At 47.5% G+C, this 19,691-nt stretch carries 5 protein-coding genes; all 5 read left to right on the top strand.

What is annotated here, in order from left to right; translation table 11 throughout:
* On the top strand, nucleotides 1–251 hold a 251-nt coding region (locus KDK17_RS00420; protein WP_257287093.1), incomplete at its 5' end, for a hypothetical protein.
* A 262-nt stretch (nucleotides 252–513) separates the two neighbouring features.
* A complete protein-coding gene (locus KDK17_RS00415; protein ID WP_257280425.1) occupies nucleotides 514–996 on the top strand; it encodes a hypothetical protein in 483 nt (160 codons plus the stop codon).
* A 112-nt stretch (nucleotides 997–1,108) separates the two neighbouring features.
* Complete coding sequence (locus tag KDK17_RS00410; protein ID WP_257287092.1) at nucleotides 1,109–8,821, top strand: hypothetical protein; 7,713 nt, start codon at nucleotides 1,109–1,111, stop codon at nucleotides 8,819–8,821.
* Nucleotides 8,822–8,913: 92 nt separating this feature from the next.
* Nucleotides 8,914–15,006 (top strand): hypothetical protein, encoded by a 6,093-nt coding sequence (locus tag KDK17_RS00405; protein ID WP_257287091.1) that lies wholly within the window; start codon nucleotides 8,914–8,916, stop codon nucleotides 15,004–15,006.
* Nucleotides 15,007–15,105: 99 nt separating this feature from the next.
* Nucleotides 15,106–19,691, top strand: a 4,586-nt coding sequence (locus tag KDK17_RS00400; RefSeq protein ID WP_257287090.1) for a hypothetical protein, incomplete at its 3' end; no start/stop codon positions are given.

The raw sequence follows: 19,691 nt of genomic DNA, 5'->3' as shown, positions 1-19,691 counted from the left end.
AGCATGGCTGGGAAAAATACTTCAGGGACAATGTACCTAAATGGTCATTCTCCCACGCAAAAAGTATTCCTTACTCTTACACTCTGGGTGCCTTCTATGAATGGCGGCACAGGAGTGACAGGATTGACAGGAAGGCTACAAGGACTGCAACGCCTGAGAAAACCCTTTCGGCCATGAAAGTAGCACGGGCTGATCAGAAGATTGAGAAGTTCGCCTCTGAAAAAGATAAGAATATCCACAACGAACTTTAATATCAGAAACCAGTGCATGGCCCCCTTAATAGCCATCCAAAAACAACCAGTATAAAAATACGTAGCGTCGGGCCATCGATCAAGCCCTGTTATGAGGCGTGCATAAATGTATTCCTGCCCCGAAAAAACAACACAATTCTACTGTCATTGGACTTTGCCATTGTGAACTAAATTCACTCAACAACTTACCGGAACAACCCTGGGCGATTGACAGCCCCGTGTTAATTGAAGTTGCTCCCTTTCCCGTATGGTGCCCGATATAGTGAAATCCATGGGTTCCGGACAGGGGGTTCAGCTACCACTGCTGCAGAGGGTAACACCGCAAAAAGTGAAAACTCTGGCCTCTGCCACAGCCGGCCTCGTGCTGGGTTCGGTAGCCACTGCAGGAGCATACGCCTGCGGTCTGGTATCAGGGTTTACCTGCGCTCAAACACTTGTTTCCACACCTCAACGCTCCGTTGAAACCGATGAAGAGCATGCCAACCCTGTTAAAGCCAAAAACATAATGCCTGGCTGGACGCGGAAGGAGAATTATCTTCAGTTCCGTGAACGACGTGATCGGACCACAAAGATGTATGAGCATGGTTGGGAGAAATACTTCAGGGAAAATGTACCTGAATGGTCATTCTCCCACGCAAAAAGTACTCCTTACTCCTACACTCTGAGTGCCTTCTTCGAGTGGCAACAGGACAATGACAAGAAGCTCTCTTGTCATGATCGGGAAATGCCTCTCGGGAGACAATAAAGAGACCAGCGACGAATTCTGATCAGAAATCAGCGGATGGCCTCTTGATAACCATCCAACCGAAAGCAGTATGAAGGAATACATACTGGTTTCGTTCTTCTGAGGTAGTAGAATGACGAACGCACGCCCCAATGCTTTAAGCCTTGCCGTGGCCTTTGCCACCAGCTCTTTCATCATGGGTACACAGGCACTGCCCGAGCGCAAACTGCAGACAATATCTGTCGATATTCAGGACAAGGGACATTACGAGTTTGTCCAGAGTGAGGTCATCGTTAAGCCCACTTTAGGTGATGACCAACAGCCAATACCCAAATCCTTTACCACCACCTACCCTGATCTGTCGACATTCAGAGCAGTCTATACCGGCCCTGGCATTAGCTTTACAGACATTCTTTCCGTCACTGATGGTAGCGTTTCCAGCGTTGACCTGTTTGAAACAGACGAAAATGACATTGCTCAGAAGTACACCAAACTCCTGAAGATCGGTGATGAGGGTGTCTTCAGGTTCACCCATAACCTTGCAGAAAAGCAACTGGTCATTGAAGTCAGAAGCGGCATGACCGATCAGGATTCAGTTAAGGCTGTTCGTGATCAATGGAGTGGCGTCCAATCTTTAGAACCGTTAACGAAAATCGCCAGTCCCCCACAACTGTCAGCATTGCTGCAAGGTGCCGATCACAGAGCAGGATACCTCGGCACCCGTGATGACTTTGTGCCCCTTGCCATCATTGAAGTAGAAAAAGTTGAAGTGTATGAGCGTACCTTCATGCGTCTTATCGCTGCAGGTGATCAGCCTCCTGAGCTGAAACGCCTGGGTCAATCACTCTTTATCAATGATGATGCTCTCCTGGCAGCAGCCACCTCTGCCTATATCCAGGTTCATGTCCTGAGAGAGGATATACAACAGCAGGCTCTTAATGAATTGTTAGCACACAGCAAACCCGTCGGATACGTTGTCCAGGTCGAGGATGACACACAGGTTTATCCTGTGCCTGCGGGTTATCCAAAACTGGAAGTGACTGGTGAGACCCGGGGGGGGATTATTGTTTTCCGTGGTCAAAAACAGAATCCGGCCCAAGCCGCTTTAGTGGAACGCCTATTCAGACTCTGGCAAACATCGGGTCATACTCATGAGTCTGAAGCACAAGTATCAACCCGGATTAAAAAAAGGATGCTCAATAACTACCAATACATCATTCGAAGCAGGCAGATGGCAATACTGGAGGAGCTAGCTGTACAGGGCGGGATTGAACTTGAAGATAAGGTAGAAAGGCTGCTTACGCTTGCATACTATGAATCTCTCGAGCAGGCATTAACCAATGCTGCTCCACCCTATGAGGTAGATGAGTTTGAATTCACAGTAAGACACATCAGGGTGGCTTCGTCGGTCGTCACGTCAAGCTGGGTACATAATCAACTCTTCAGACACTTCGGTTTCAACCCCGTACTTAGAAATCTTCTGAACAATCAGCTCTTTATTCACAGTATTCATCGAGTGATACCTGCTATCAGCAATATCAACCAAGTGCAGGATGATGCTCCCGGGGACGATAAACAGTTTGCTTCCAAAGTTATAAACAACATTTCCAGACAGCTGATGGAGATGGAAAACAAGCTGCTGGCTTTGCGGCAAAGAGAAGGCGATATCACCCAGCTCAGATACCTGATGAAGCTCGCAACGGAGAAAGCCGAGGCCATTGAAAAGGAAAAACTCGGACTGTTTCAGGATCGGCAACAACTGGAAACTAAGCTTGCACAGCATCGCAACAGGATGGATGCAGTGCAAGACCACATGGTGAAACTTCAGCAACAAGTCGAACAAATTCCAGAGCTTGAAAAAAAACTTCATATGGTCAGAGCCATTGCCAGAGAAAAGAAAAACCAGTTAGAACGACTTGAGCAGGAAGTCGAACGAATTCCAACGCTGGAACGAGAAGTTCAAGATGCCAGAGACGATGCCATAAGAGCTCGCAACGCTCAAACAGCAACAGAACTGGGTATTGACGACTGGGATGAGACTCAGCCGCTGGAATTACAAGCCAGACGCATCAGAGAAAAAATCCTTAAAATCAAGCCATTGGCTGCCACAACAAGACAGCCTGCTGAAGAAGCTGCAAAAGCAAAGCAGGCGAACATTGGAGGCAAGCGCAAAATTACTTCAGTCAATGGAAACACTCTGGATGACCTTCAATCCACTCAAGAGCAGCTGGATCAAATCACCGGACTACCTGATGAGAAAGTCCGGGAAAAACTGGCTACCATTGAAGGTCAGCTCGGCCTGACTCCGAATCACGAAGAAGACCTTGAAGCTCGTCGCAAGGCGATTCAATGGAATCTTAAACGGCAGGCAATTGAGATTACTCAACAATATAAAGAGGAGCAACTGGAACAGGAAAGACCGGATGTCTGGTTACAAAAACTTCACCAGGCATTCGAACAAATTCCACAGCTGGAACAACAGGTTCGTGATACCGCAGCAGATGTCACAAAAGCCCGCAACACTAAAACAACAGATCTTGGTTTTGATGGCAGAGATGATACCCAGCCAATGGTTGCTGCAATGAGACAACCCGCGCAAGAAGCTGCAAACGCAAAGCAGGCGAACATTGGAGGTCAGCGCATCTTTACTTCAGTCAATGGAAACACTATGGGTCAACTTTATTCCATTAAAGATCAACTGCTTCAAATCGCTGGACTGCCCGATGAGAAAGCCCGGGAAAAACTGGCTAACATTGAAGGCCGACTCGGCCTGATTCCGAATATCGAAGATGACCTTAAAGCCCGTCAGCAGGCCATTAAGTGGGATCTTAAACAGCAGGAAATTGAGATTATTCAACAATATAAAGAGGCTCAACATGATCAGGAAAAACCGGAAGTCTGGTTACGAAAACTTCAGCAGACAATCAAACAAATTCCAAAGCTGGAACAACAAGTTCGTGATGCCGCAGCAGACGCCACAAAAGCCCGCAATGCACAAATAGCAGCAGAGCTTGGTATTGGTAACTGGAATGATGCCCTGTCACCAGAGGAACAAACGAGCATCATCAGCCAAAAAATTCTTGAAAACAAGCCTCCAGTACCCGCAACATCGATTATCGCAACACCGTTTGTCGCACCATCGGTTGTCGCACCCTCGGCTGTCGCACCCTCGGCTGTCGCACCCTCGGCTGTCGCACCCTCGGCTGTCGCGCCATCGGTTGTCGCACCCTCGGCTGTCGCGCCCTCGGCTGTCGCGCCATCGGTTGTCGCAACACCGTTTGTCGCAACATCGGTTGTCGCAACACCAGTTGCCAGAACATTGGTTGCCGCAACACCGGCTGCCATAACATCAATTCCCGCAAAAGACACAACAGAACACCCTGCGGAAGAGGCTGCAAAAGAAAAAATAGCGGCCATTGAAAGCAAACTCAATATTATTCCAGACAATGAAAATGATCTGGAGACCCGCCTTCAGTCCATTCATCAACAGCTGCAACATGAGCAAGGGCCAATCGGTCGTGTAACCCGGAATAATCTGGCTAACTTTGAAATTCAGCTCGGTCTGGTTCCGGATAATAAAAAGGACCCGCAAGTCCGTCACCAGGCTATCAGGGAGCAACTAAAAGAGCAGGTAGCTCAGATCGATCAAGAACTTTTTCAAGCTAAGGTTAAAGCCAGCTATGCAACCCTTGCCGCCTATTTAAACATTGAGAATTTTGGTAGCAGTGCAGATATTGAGGATCAGGAACAGCGCCTGCTTCAAAAACTTACAACAATGGATGCTGAACATAAAATTCTGCATAAGAGCCTGAAGACATTGAGAGATCAAAAGGATTTAGAGGACTCTTTCACCTATGCCAGAAAAGCCGCTCTGGCAGAGGTTCTTGGTATTGACCTAAATAAAAACAGCAAACTGGAAGACCGGAAAACCCTGGAAAGAACGGTACATGTCAAGCTCTTCGAGCTTGCAAAGCTGGAAAAAGAACTGAAAGACATCAGAACACCAGGCCACCCTGAAGCGATGCCTGAAGTCCTTGAGACACTGAGTAATGTGGAAATAGCCCTTGAGATGCGTAACCTTGATGAAAGTAACGATGTATATCTCCGTCGCCAGGCCATTTCTGATGACATGCAGGCATTCATCAGAGATGCCAGACAGCGGACAGAGGAAGAGGCCCTCAGCCTGCTGAAAGCCGCAGAAGAAATACTCAACATCAAAGTCAATGAAGAGGATGACAAAACAACAAGACTCACCAAAATTTATAGAATACTTTACATCGGTGACCTCCCGGACAAGCTGCTGGATGAGTTAGACAATAACCTCTGGGCTTATAAAATCACGGCCCGGGGCGAGAAGAATCTCAAACTCCTTAAGCTTCTTGCACATCTTCACTATAAAATCGAAGACCCGGGCCCGGGTAAGCATGCCACAGAACAACAGATAGCTCTGCTGGAAGCCGTAGAAGAAATACTTAATATCAATTTCGATGAAGAGGATGACAAAGCAGCGAGACTTGCCTGGGTCCATACAGTGCTTGACGACGGCGATATCTCAGAAGATACGCTGGACCGCATAGGTCAAGCCCTCTGGAAAGGAGACAGCACAGCCCTGAGCGAGAGGGATCTCAAACTCAAGAAGCTTCGTGCGGTTCTAGCCTATAAAGTTGAGGATTGGTACCTGGACAAGCACGCCAAAGAACAACAGACATGTTTGCTTGCAGCCGTAGAGGAGAAGCTGAAGATCCACCCTCATGAATATGTTGCTGCTAAAGAAAGGGGCGAAGCTCTCACCGCGAAACTGGCCAAAGATCTGAATATCGCATTTGCAGAAGATGACAATCTGTCTGATCAAAAGGATGCTCTAAAAGCCAAAGTTCAGGCATTAATGGATGAATTCGACGAAGCTTCTGACGATGAAGGTGTCAGAAGAGCCAGAAACAATGAACTGGCCCATCAACTCAGCATTAAGGACTATGAAGAGGATGCCACTATCAACAATCAGAACAGTCTGATTGAAGCAAAACTCAAAGAGCTGTATGAAGCAATTTTCAATGCAGGTCAGCCTGACATTAATGAGCGTATCGCAACCATTGAAAATGATCTTGACAAGCAAATGGCTCGCTTGGGATCTAAACCCCGATACGCTCTTGATCGTGAGCTAGCCAGAGCCAAAGGAGACATAGAAAAAGCTAAAAGTGAGTTGGAGTCAATCCATCGCAAACTGGATGCTGTTTATGGTAAACAAGCGGCATTCGCACATTCTGGTGACACCCCCTCTGACACGGATTATGCAGCCACTGATGGTCAGGTTGAAGTCGATCACGCTAAGGGCGAAATGCCTGCCATCAGGAGAAAGTACACTCAGGTCACGAATTTCCTGCGAGAGCAAGATTTGCGAGAAATGGAATTGGCAGCCTATGCAAAAGTTGAAGAAAAACAGGCACAAGAGGATCTGAACAACAAAAATCAAGACATTGACGAGAGCCCTTTGCAGAATTTAGTAGCGAACCGGAAGCAAGCTCTGTTATCAGAAGCACAGGAAGCTATGGAGGATCATGAGGGGAGTCTTAAAGTCATTGAAGATGCCATGGGTCTCAAACCAGACTCTACCGCTAGCTATGATACCCGGATTGATGCCCTCAGAAAGAAAAAGCTGGAACTATTCGGGGATGATGGTAGTGGCGGCAAAATCCTGCAACTGATCCGGCAACAGGAGCGTCTGAAAAAAGAAGCAGTAGTCAAAAAAGCGAATATAGAGAACATGGAGCAAGTTCTGGAAGCTGCAGAGGAAGTTGTCAGAAATGAGGGTGGCCCCTTCCAGTACACGCCGGGACAGGCAGAAATACTCGCCAATATGTACGCCTTCATTCGAGCGCACTCTCTCAAGAAGCAGGCCCTGGAAGCCGCAATGGGTCTGGCACACTCAGCAGAACTGAGTGATAAACCAGTACCCGATCTTCTGACTTTTGACTTTGACGATGAATGGGCACCTGTTCACTTGCAGGCATCGGTCGGCAACGATCTAACGTTTGATCAGGCCAGACGAATGGTAGAAGTCTTCAAAAATCTGAAGACGACATTCACGTCCGGGCCTGAAGCAGGTCCGTCTCTGAGCCCTCTGAAAGAAGCCCGGGATCTGGCAAACAGGGCAAGGATTTATATTAAAAGCGGGCCACAACAGTACGACGATGAAATCCACGGTATGGGCGAAGCCGCTATTTACTTCGTCGATTGTGAGGCAAGGGATCTGAAAGGCTTCTCGGAATACTTCGCTGCCCGTTCTGCCAGTGGTAACAAGATCATAACGCTATTGCGTGAAGGTCTGATCAGCAAGGTTGAACTGGAGAACTACATCACGGCCGTCAGAAGTGTCGACGGTTATCAGACAGTGGATGAATTTGAGCACTTCCTGGGCTATGGACATGGAATCAAAGTGGCTGATTTCAAGGCTGTTGTCCGGATGCTGTCCGATGAGGGTGTTAAGGAATTCATGCAGAATGCCTTTACTCCTATGCCCCTGACTGGCCCGGCGGGTATGAAGGAGTCTGTTGCCGGCATGAAAGAGTACGCAGCTTCTGTTATCGCCAACTACGTTCTTGACGATATCGCCTTTGAAAACGGCCGCAAGACGGCTGCATTCCTGACCAATGTTCAGGATACCCTGACACCTTATGCCAATGCTGCTGGCATGTCTGAATCAGAGCTGATCCAGATTATCCATGGCACACTGATGCAGACTCATGCCGCAGCCGTTGAGCGGCAGCTCAATGATTACTGGATCAAGCCTTCGGCCTCGCTGGTGCAGGCGGTCACCTGGTACTTCTCCAGCTACAAACCTCTACTGGTGACATATACCGCCAGGCATGCTGCCAGAGTGTCCCTCGCAAACATGGCGTTTCTCTACCTTCTGGATTTGACCAACAGGGGTGATTACCTGCACCGGATGCCAACACCTTTCCAAAACTGGTTAGAACGCTACGGTGTTGACCTTGACCGAACTGACCAATATGCCTACCACAGTGGCATTGAAAAAGTCTCTGAAGTGGGTGGGCTGGCAATGCCATTGGGTAGGGCCGCTTCCTCAGTCATCCTGCTGAAAACCGGCTCTTTACTGTTTGCCAGACAATACAACGCGAACCCCTACATGTATCGCAACATTTTCCGTCTGGTGCCCGATATAGTGAAATCCATGGGGTCCGGACAGGGAGTTCAAATACCGCTGCTGCACAGGATGACACCCGAAAAAGTGAAAACTCTGGCCTCTGCCACAGCCGGTCTGGTGATGGGTCCGGTTGCCACGGCCGGAGCATACGCCTATGGTATACTATCCCGGTATACCTATGCGCAAACGTTCGGGTTTGCTCTGGCGTCGAGTCTCACTTTCGACTTTTTCATGAACGACAACAAGATGCTGACTCAATGGCTGGGTGGCCCCCTGGGCCGAAGTCTTGACACCATCAACCGCTGGCGAGGAGTCGGTGAAACCGGCGATAACTATGCGAAACGTACTGCCATTGCTACACCTCAACGCTTCAATGAAACGCATGAAGAGTACGCAGGCCGCGTTAAAGTAAACAACATGATGCATGGCTGGACTCGAAGCGAAAATTATCTGCAGTTTCGTGAACGCCGTGATCGCACCATGAAGTTGTTTGACAATGGCTGGGAGAAATACTTCAGGGAAAATGTGCCTGAATGGTCATTCTCCCATGTAGAAAGTATTCCCTACTCTTACACTCTGGGTACCTTCTTCAACTGGCAACAGAGCGACGATAAGAAAGTTTCTGGTCATGATAAAAAAATGCTTCTCAAGGGAGACGATAAAGTGACCCGCGACGAACTCTGATATCAGAAATCAGCGGATGACCTTTTCACAACCATCCCAACGAAACCAGTTTAAAGGAATACATACTGGTTTCGTTCTTCTGAGGCATTAGAATGACGAGCGCTCACCCCAATGTATCAAGCCTTGCAGTAGCCGTTGCCATCAGTTCTTTCGTCACGGGTACACAGGCACTGGCGGATCGCGGGCTGCAGACAAAGTCTGTCGATATTCAGAGCAACGGACATACAGAGTTTACCCGGAGTGAGGTCATCGTTAAACCCACTTTAGGTGATGACCAGCAACCTGTTTTCCAATCCTTTACCACCACGTATCCTGATCAGGCTCCGGCCAGAGCGAGCTATATCGGCGCTTCTATAAGCTTTACAGACATTCTTTCTGATATTGATAGTGTTGTATCCACTGTTGATCTGTTTGAAACAGGTGAGAATAACGTCGCTCAGAAATACACCAAAGTCCTGAAAGTGGCTGATGAGGGTGTCTTCAAGTTCTCCCATAACCTTGCAGAAAAGAAACTGGTCATTGAAGTCAGGGGCGGAATGACCGACCAGGATTCAGTTAAGGCTGTTCGTGATCAATTAATGGGCATTGAATCATTAGAACCGTTAACGGAAATCGCCGGACCCGGACAACTGTTCGGAGTCCTGAAAGGTGCAAATGACAGAGCAGGAAACCTTGGCACAAGTGATCACTATGTCGCCCTTGCCACCATCGAAGTAGGAGCCGTTGAAGTAAACGAGCGCACCTTCATGCGTCTTATCGCTTCCGGCGATCAGCCCCCCGACCCGGGACACCTGGGTCAATCAATCTTTGTCAACGACGAGTCCCTTTTTGCAGCCGCCACCTCAGCCTATATCCAGGTTCATGTCCTTGGAAAGAATTTACAACAGAAGGCACTTAATAATCTGTTAGCACACAGCAAACCCGTCGGATATATTGTACACATTGAGGATGATACACAGGCATATCCTGTGCCTGCGGGTTATCCAAAGTTGGAAGTGGTAGAGGCCCCGGGAGAGATTATTGTTTTCCGTGGTCAGATACCGAATCCGGGCGATGTCGCTTTTGTGGAAAGACTCTTTACACTCGACGAAGAAGCTGTCATTGATGACTCTCCTTTTCCAGTGATAGCAAAGGTTAATAAAAACAAGGTCAAAAGCTATCAGTACACCCTTCGTAGCAGGCAGATGGCGCTGCTGGAGGAGTTGGCTGCACAGCCCAATGCAGAACCCGACCCTCATAAACTGATGAAGCTTGCGGACTATGAATACCTCCAACAGGCATTGAGCAGTGCAATTCCAGATCGAGCAGATGAATTTCAGTTCTCATCTGCAAATATCAAAGTCGCTGCAAGGATCATCACGCCAAACTGGATGGAGGCCCAATTCGTAAAACACTTCAGCTTCAAACCAAAACTTAGAGATTTTCTGACTAATGGGTATTTTGTTCAGAAACTTATGCCTCTTTTACCCTCAGTGATGGTCGGGGCCTTTGACAGAGACGAAACGTTTGCAACCAAAATCATGGACGACATGACCAGACAACTGATTGAGGTGGAAAACAAGCTGAAAGAACTACAGAAAGAGGAAATCAGGCTCATCCGGTTTAAATATGCGTTGCAGCACGAATTGGATAGAGCCGATGCCAGCGAGCACATGAAACCGGAAGTACAAGAACGCTATCGGAAAGTTGAGGATAAACTTGCAGAGATTCTTGTTAAGCAGAAAGGTCAGAGAGACCTGCAAGAGAAAATGATGCAGGAAGTCGAGCGAACTGCTCTGCTGGAACAACAACTTCGTAATTCCAGAAAACAAGCCAAAAAAATTCACATTACTCAACTGGCAAAGGAGCTTGGTATTGATGACTGGGATGATACCCAGCCACAAGAAAAGCAAGCCAGACGTCTCTTGGAGAAAATGAATGATATGTGCAAAGCAGTTATCGTGGCACTTACCGCAACAGGACAACCTGACGAAGAAGCTGTAAAAACAAAAGTGCCGATGATTGAAAGCCAGCCCGGTCAACAACGTACTCAACGACAAAGCATCAGCACAGAGACGGAAAAAATAGATAAAATCAAAGCCTGCTTTGCAATCACTGCTTCACATTTAAACCTCAAGACATTTGATGGCAATGCAGATATTAAGACTCAGCAAAAAGTTCTGCTTCAGAGAGTCAGGGCACTGGATGCTCATAGACAGACAATCATGGCGCTGAATGATCGTCAACATCAACCGCTTCAAAGACTTCTCACAAAGAACATTCAAGACGGAGAAATGAAGGTTCAGGATTTACAGGCAAAATTTGTTAAAAGCGGTCTTGATGAAGCTGAAATCAGACTCATGCAAGCTACTGTGGCAACAATTTATGGTACCGCACCGGACCCGGACAGCACACCAGAGTCTCGCAGAGAATTCATGGAAACTATCCAGTTCAATATCAGGAAACTTGAAGTTCTGGAAGATGAACTGGAACTTATCAGAACACCTGTCCACTCAGCCGGGCCTGAAGTGCTTGATAAACTCAGTGCCGTGGAAAAAGTCCTGGGCATGCCCAGTAACGAGTACGATGTGTATTACCGTCGTCAGGCCATTGCTGAGGTAATGCAGTCACACATCACAGCCGCACAGCGCGCAGAAAAAGAGATCCTGGAATTACTGAAGGGCTCAGAGAAAACACTCGAAATTGAAGTCAATAAAGGCGATAACAAAGTAACAAGACTTAGCAAGGTTCACAGGACACTGCTCGAAGATGATATCCCGGAAAACAAACTGGATGAGATAGGAAATAACCTCTTTAAACCAGGCAGCATAACTCTGAGTGCAGACAAGCAAGAAAAAATTAATCTGCTTAGTACACATTTTAGAGGTCATATCTTAAACGAGTTTGAGTCCCCCTTAAGACTACAGAAAAGGTTACTTCAAGCTATAGAGACCGGACTGAAGATTGACAAGAATGAAAACGTTGCTGCCAAAGAAAGAAGCAGGGATTTCATTGCTAAACTGGCCTGGAATCTAAAAGTAGAATTAAAAAAAGATACCAGTCTTAATGAACAGAAGGATGCTCTGAAAGAAAAAATTTGGGCATTAATGGATGATTTATACGAACACAATGTCGATGAAGCTATCAAAAGAGATATAAACAATAAAATTGCTCACCAACTCGAGATTGGGGACTATCAGGATGATGCCCCCATGGAGGATCAGCTCAGTGACATCGCAGCAAAACTCATAGGTTTGGCAGAACAAGTAAACGAAGCGGGTCACCCCAATGTCAACGAACGTATCGCAGCCATTGATGCTGAGCTTGACAGGCAACTCGCTCGTCTGGGGCCTAAACCTCGATACGTTCTTGAGCGTGAGGTCGCCAGAGCCAGACAAGCAGTAAGAGAAGCTGAAGATAAGTCGGAAGCGGTCTATCGCAAACTAGATGATGTTTATCACAAAAAGGGGCCTGTTTCTGCTGACGTCGACCCTGTCACGGGTGAAGACATGATAGCGCCTGATCGGGTAGTGAAAAAAATTCAAACCAGCCTGGGTCTGACACTGGGTGATGAGCAAACCACTGGAGACCGAATAGACGACATCAACACCATCGTTCATGGTTGGGATGAAGTCGATGAAGTTGATCAAACAGCGGGGGGCGAACTGCCTCAAACCAGGAAAAAGTACGCTGATGTCACAGAATTCCTGCGTGAGAACGACTGGAAAAGTGTAGAAGTGACCAATAGACGGCAAGAAGAGTGGAACGCACAAAAGTTTCTCGATCGTAAAAAACTGGAGATTGAAGATATTGGTAACACAGATGAGAAGACTAAAACCAAACGTAAGCAGGAAATCGCCAGACTGGGTTTAATCCTGAAGCGAAGAAGTGAAGCTTTATCAAAAGCAAAAGACGCTCTGACGGATTATCATAAAACCTTTCTTGACGTCGCTGAAGATGCTGTTGGCATTGAACCAGACCCTTCTGATACCTATAAAGACCGGATCAAGACCCTGAGAAACAAACGTCTGGAGCTGGGCGGGAATGATGGAAAGGGTGGCAAGATCCGGCAACTGGTTCAGGAAAAGGCCCGACTTGAAGCTGAGCTTGAGACCATAAAAGCAGACATCGGGAGAATGAAGGAAGTCCTGAAGGCTGCCGAAGAAGCCGTCGAAAATGACGGCGCCCCATTCCAGTACACGCCCGGACAGGCAAAAATACGGGCGGATTTGCATGCTTACATTCAGGGGGAATCTCTCAGGAAACAAGCTCTTGAAGCCGCAATAGGTCTGGCAGAATCAGCAGTAAAAAGCGGTAAGACAATCCCCTGCCTGTCAACTTTCGATTTTGACGATGAATTTGCACCGATTCGCTTGAAGGTATTGGCCGGAAACGATCTGACGCTTGATCAGGCCACCCGGATTGTCGAAGTCCTCAAAAATCTGAAGGCAACATTCACATCAGAGTCTTCAGAAAACCAGACTCTGAACCCTCTGGAAGAAATTCAGAAGCTGGCCTTCCGGGCGAAGATTCACATCGGAACCGGGACACAAGAGTACGACGATGAAATCCACGGTATGGGCGCAGCAGCTATTCACTTCGTCGAGCATGAACAAGGGGATCTGAAAAGCTTCCCGGAATACTTCGCTACTCACTCTGCCAGTGGTAACAAGATCATCACTCTATTGCGTGAAGGTCAGATCAGCCAGGTTGAACTTGAACACTACATGAAAGCCGTCAGAGGTGTCGACGGTTATCAGACAGTGGATGAATTTGAGCACTTTCTTGGTTATAAACACGGCGTCAAGGTGCCTGATTTCAGGCAGGTTGTCCTGATGCTGCCGGACGAGGGTATTGAGGAGTTTGTACAGGATACTTTTACTCCTGTGACCGTGGCCACCTCTGCCCCGGCAGGTATGCAGGAATCAGTTGCCGGCATGAAAGAGTTCGCAGCTGCTGTCATTGCCAACTATGTTCTTGACGATCTTGCCTTTGAAAACGGTCGCAGGACGGCAGCATTCCTTACCAATGTTCAGGATACCCTGACACCCTACTCCCATGCTGCCGGAATATTTGAATCAGAACTGATCCAGACTATCCATGGCATATTGATGCAGGTTCATGTTGCCGCTGTTGAGCAACAGCTCAATGAAAACTGGGTCAAACCTTCAGCCTCCCTGATACAGGCGGCAACCTGGTACTTCACCCACTACAAACCGCTACTGGTGAGCCACAGCGCCCCGGAGGCTGCCAAATTGTCCCTCTCAAGCATGGCTTTCCTCTATCTTCTGGATCTGACCAACCGGGGCGATTACACGCACAGGATGCTCACACCTTTCCAGCACTGGTTGGAACGCTGCAGTGCTGACCTTGACCGAACCGGCCAATATATCTACCACAGCGGCATTGAAAAAGTCTCTGAAGTGGGTGGGCTGGCAATGCCATTGGGCAAAGCTGCTTCCTCAGTCATCCTGCTGAAAACCAACTCTTTACTGTTTGCCAGACAATACAACGCCAACCCCTGTAGGTATCGCAACCTTTTCCGCCTGGTTCCTGAAATAGTGAAATCCATGGGTTCCGGACAGGGGATTCAGATACCCCTGCTTTACAGGATCACACCTGAAAAAGTGAAAACACTGGCCTCTGTCACAGCCGGCCTCGTGCTGGGTCCGGTTGCTACTGCCGGATCATACGTCCACGGACTTGTATACGGATTTACCTACGCGCAAACCTTCGGATTGGCCCTGGCGTCGAGTCTCACTTTCGACTTTTTCATGAACGACAACAGGATGCTCACACAATGGCTGGGCGGACCTCTGGGGCGAAGTCTTGACAAGCTTAATCGCTGGCGAGGCACGGGTGAATCGGAATATGGCTATGTGAAACGTACAGCTGTTGCCACGCCTCAACGCTTCAATGAAACGGATGAAGAGTATGCAGGCCGTATTAAAACAAACAATGTAATGTTTGGCTGGACACGGAGTGAGAGTTATCTGCAATTCCGTGAAAGACGTGATCGCACCATGAAGATGTTTGACAATGGTTGGGAGAAATACTTCAAGAAAAGTGTGCCTCAATGGTCATTTTCCCATGCAGAAAGTATTCCTTACTCCTACACTCTGGGAGCCTTCTATGGATGGCTGCAGAGCGGTAATAAGAAAGTTCATGCTCATGATAAGAAAAATGCTCCTCAAGAGAGACGATAAAAAGACCGGCGACGAATTCTGATATCAGCAATCAGCGGATGAACTCTTCATAAACAAACGAAACCTACCATACTGATTTAGTTCTTCTGAGGTAGTAGAATGACAAATGCCCGTCACAATGCATTAAGCCTTGCTGTGGCCATTGCCATCGGTTCTTTCATCGTCGGTACACAGGCACTGGCCGATCGCAGGCTGCAAACAAAGTCTGTGGATATTCAGAGCAATGGACAGGCGGAATTCACCCAGAGTGAGGTCATCGTTAACCCAACATTGGATGATGACCAGCAGCCAATCCCTAATTCCTTTACTACCACCTACCCTGATCAGGCTGAAGCCAGAGCGGGCTATATCGTTCCTTCTGACGGCTTTACAGACATTCTTTCTGGTATTGAGGGTGGCGTTTCCGTAGTTGACCTTTTTGAAACAGACGACAATGACGCTGCTCTGAAGTACACCAAAGTCCTGAAGGTCGGTAATGAGGGAGTCTTCAGGTTCACTCATAACCTTAAAAAAAATAAACTGCTCATCGAAGTCAGGGAAGGAATGACACATCAGGATTCAATCAGGGCTGTTCGCGCTCAATCAGACAACACCCAAACATTAGATCCGTTTACGAAAGTTGCCAGCCCCGAACATCTCGCTGGAGTGCTCAAAAGCGCCAGGGAAAGAACAGGAAAACTTGGCGAAGTAGATAAATTTGTTGCTCTTGCCAACCTCGAAGTAGACAAGGTTGATGTAAGAGGGCGCACCTTTATGCGTCTTGTCGCTGCCGGCGACCCTCCTCCTGAACTGCAGCGCCTGGGTCAATCGATCTTTGTTAATGATGAAGCTCTTTTAGCAGCAGCCACCTCTGCCTATACCCAGGTTCATGTTCTGGGAAAAGAATTACAACTGTACGCTCTGGAAGATTTTTTGTCATACGATCAACCCGTCGGCTATGTCATACACGTCGAGGATGAGACACAGATTTATCCTGTTCCTGCTGATTATCCAAAACTGGAAGTGACTGAAGCTCAGGGGAAGATTATTGTTTTCCGTGGTCAGAAACAGAATCCAACCGATATAGCTTTTGTGGAAGGTCTCCATGACATCTGGGCAGGACTTTCCGATTGTGATGATGAGCCGATTTTACAAGTTAAAAAAGACAATGTCAGAAGCTACCAGTACATCATTAGAAGCAGACAGATGGCACTGCTGGAGGAGTTAGCCTTACAGCACAATACCGGACTTAACAAAGGTAGACAGTACGATCAAAAACTGGAGTCGCTTGCATACTATGAACATCTTCAGCAGGCATTGACAACTGCTACTTCAGATGGAGCAGATCAATTTGAATTCACAATACCACACATCACATTCGTTTCGTCGTTTATCACTCCTACCTGGGTGCATATGCAACTGGTAAAACACTTCGGCTTCAAACCTGTACTTAGAAATTTTCTGACTAACCGGGATTTTATTCATGATATTCACGAACGTATTCCCACTATCACCAAAATGTCTGGCGATCCTTTTGACGATCTTTTTGACGAAGACGGCAGCTTTGCTTCCAGGGTCAATGACAACTTTGCCGGTCAGCTGCTTGAGATGGAAAACGAGCTTTACGAGCTAAGCAAACGGTTACAGCGCAGAGCACAAATAGCCATTGGTAGTGATGAAGAAAAACTGAGAACCTCACAACTCAGGCCGGAAGTTGACGATGAGATTATGCAGCTTCGTCAAGACCTGGAACAAAAGACAAACCTGATACATAGACTTCAGAAAGAAATCGATCGAACAAACCCACAGCTGGAACGCAAAGTCCTTGATGCCAGAGCGAAAGCCAGAAAGATTCGCAACCTTGAACTTGCCATTCAGCTTGGTATGGATGACTGGGATGATACTCTGCCACCAGAACAGCAAGCCGAACTCATCCGCATAAAAATTCATGAAATCAAACAGGCGATTGCTGCCGCAGGGCAGTTTGATGATGAGGCTGCAAAAGAAGCTGCAATCAAAGCCATTTATACATCTTTTGCCGTGTATTTAAACATTCAGAATTTTGATGACAATACAAGTATTGACGTTCAGAAAAAATGTCTGATTCAAAAAATCAAGGCCATAAATTCTCAGGAACAGCTCCTGTCTCAAAAACTTAAGACAATGGATCTTCAACAGGACATCCTGATTAAGAGAATCAAGACACTGAGTAAGCAACAGGCTATTGAGAATTCTTACACTGAGGAAAGAAAATATGCTATAGCGGCGATTCTTGGTATACAGAGCGAAGATAACACACCAGAAGACCGCGAAACTCTGGAATCAACAGTGCGTATGAAACTCTTCGAGTTTGCAAAGCTGAAACAGGAACTGCAAGACATCAGGACACCCGGCCACCCCAGTGCCATGCCTGAAGTACTTAAGAAACTCAGTGTCGTGGAAGAAATCCTGAGTCCGGATCGCTCCTCTGAAAAGGACGATGTGTATCTCCGTCGTCAGGCCATTTCTGATGACATACAGGCATACATCCGGGAAGCCGGACAACGGTCAGAGGAAAAGGCCCTGAAAATACTGGAAGCCATAGAAGCACTATTCAACATAAAAACCAATGAAAATGATGACAAAACAACAAGAGTTGACAGGATTCGTACAAGACTTAATGACGATAATCTTCCGAAATACATACTGAATGAGATGGCCAAAGCCCTCTGGGAAGATGACAGCAGAGCTCTGGAGGAGAGAGATATCAGACCTGACAGGATTCGTAAGCGTCTTACTTTTAAAATCGAAAATTCGGATCAGCGAGCAAGAGAACGACAGGCAGATTATATTCTGGCTTTAGAGGACAGGCTAAACATCTACCCTCATGAAAACGTCCCAGCTAAAACAAGAGGTGAGGCTTTCACTACTAAACTGGCCAGTGATCTGGGGTTAAAATTTACAAAGAATGAGAACCTGTCTGACCGGAAGCATGCTCTGAGAGGCAAAATTCTGGCATTAATGAGAGAAGTAAACGAAATCTATGACGATGAAAGTATCAAAAGAATCAGAAACTATGAAATAGCTTGCCAACTCGGCATTAAGGGCTTTAAAGATAATGCCCCTTTCGACCAAAGTCTGATTGAAGCAAAACTCCAACAGTTGGATGACAAAGTTCTCAATGCCGGTCGGCCTGACGTTAATGACCGTATTGCAGCCATTGAAAATGAGCTTGACAGGCAAATGGCCCGCCTGGGACCTAAACCCCGATACGTTCTTGAACGTGATGTGGCCAGAGCCAGAGGAGACATAGAAAAAACTGAAAGTGAGCTGGAGGAATTTCGTCGCAAACTGGATGCGGTTCATAGTAAAGCAGTGCCGAATTCAGTACCGGAACAGAAAGAAACACTCGTATCAGATGACGCCCGGATTGTTGCCTTAAGAAACAAGCAGCTGGAGCTGTTCGGGGATGATGATACTGCCGACAGGATCCTGCAACTGACCCGGCAGCACGAATGTCTGGAAAGAGAAGTAGAAGTCAGGGAAGCGAATATAAAGAACATGAAGCAAGCACTGGCAGCTGCAGAACAAGCCATGGAAAATGAGGGCGGGCCCTTCCAATATACGCCGAAACAGGCAAACATACTGGCCCATTTACACACCTTCACTCAGACACATCCTCTCAGGAAACAGGCTCTGGAAGCCGCACTGGGTCTGGCAGAATCAGCAAAACTGTGCGGTAAACCGGTACCCAATTTCCAGACTTTCGACTTTGACGATGAATTTGCACCCATTCGCCTGCAGGCAAAGGTCCCTGATCTGACATTTAATCAGGCCACCCGGATTGTGAAAGTCTTCAAAGATCTGAAGACGACATTCGCCCTCGAGTCTCCGGAAGATCAGTCTCTGAAGATTCTGGATGAGGTCCAGAATCTGGCGAGCCATGCGAGGGCTTACATTAAAACCGGGCCACAAGAATACGACGATGAAATATACGGCATGGGCGAAGCAGCCACTTACTTCGTTCAGCATGAGCAAGGGAATCTGAAAGACTTCTCGGAATACTTCGCTGTCCGTTCTGTCAGTGGTAACAAGATCATCTCTCTATTGCGTGAAGGTCTGATCAGCCAGGTTGAACTTGATCAATATCTAAAGGCCGTCAGAGGTGTTGATGGTTACCAGACAGTGGATGAATTTGAACATTTTCTTGACTACGGACATGGCGTCAAGGTGCCCCGGTTCAAAGCCGTTGTCCGGATGCTGTCCGACGAGGGTGTTGACGAGTTCGTACAGAGCGCTTTTTCTCCTGTGATCGTGACCGCCACTGAACCGGCAGGTATGAAGGAGTCTGTTGCCGGCATGAAAGAATATGTAGCTGCTGTCATCGCCAACTACGTTCTTGACGACATTGCCTTTGAAAACGGCCGCAAGACTGCAGCATTTCTTACCAATATTCAGGATACCCTGGCGCCTTACGCCAATGCCGTTGGCGTGTCTGAATCTGGGCTGATCAAGGCTATCCATGACACATTGATGCAGGCTCATGCCACAGCGGTTGAGCTAGAGCTCAATGATTACTGGATCAAACCTTCCGCCTTCCTGCTACAGGCAGTCACCTGGTACCTCTCCAGCTACAAGCCTCTACTGGTAACCCGGACCGCCCCGGAAGCTGTCAGGCTGTCTCTCTCAAACATGGCGTTCCTCTATCTTCTGGACCTGACCAACCG

This window comes from Endozoicomonas sp. SESOKO2 (assembly GCF_024606245.1).
Lineage (GTDB): Bacteria > Pseudomonadota > Gammaproteobacteria > Pseudomonadales > Endozoicomonadaceae > Endozoicomonas_A.
Note: the sequence above shows the minus strand (reverse complement) of the source record. Positions and strands in the feature narration are given on the sequence as shown.

Excerpts from the sequence above, each read along its gene's own strand:
- KDK17_RS00410 (WP_257287092.1), top strand. The coding sequence starts at position 1,109 with ATGACGAACGCACGCCCCAATGCTTTAAGCCTTGCCGTGGCCTTTGCC.
- KDK17_RS00405 (WP_257287091.1), top strand. The coding sequence starts at position 8,914 with ATGACGAGCGCTCACCCCAATGTATCAAGCCTTGCAGTAGCCGTTGCC.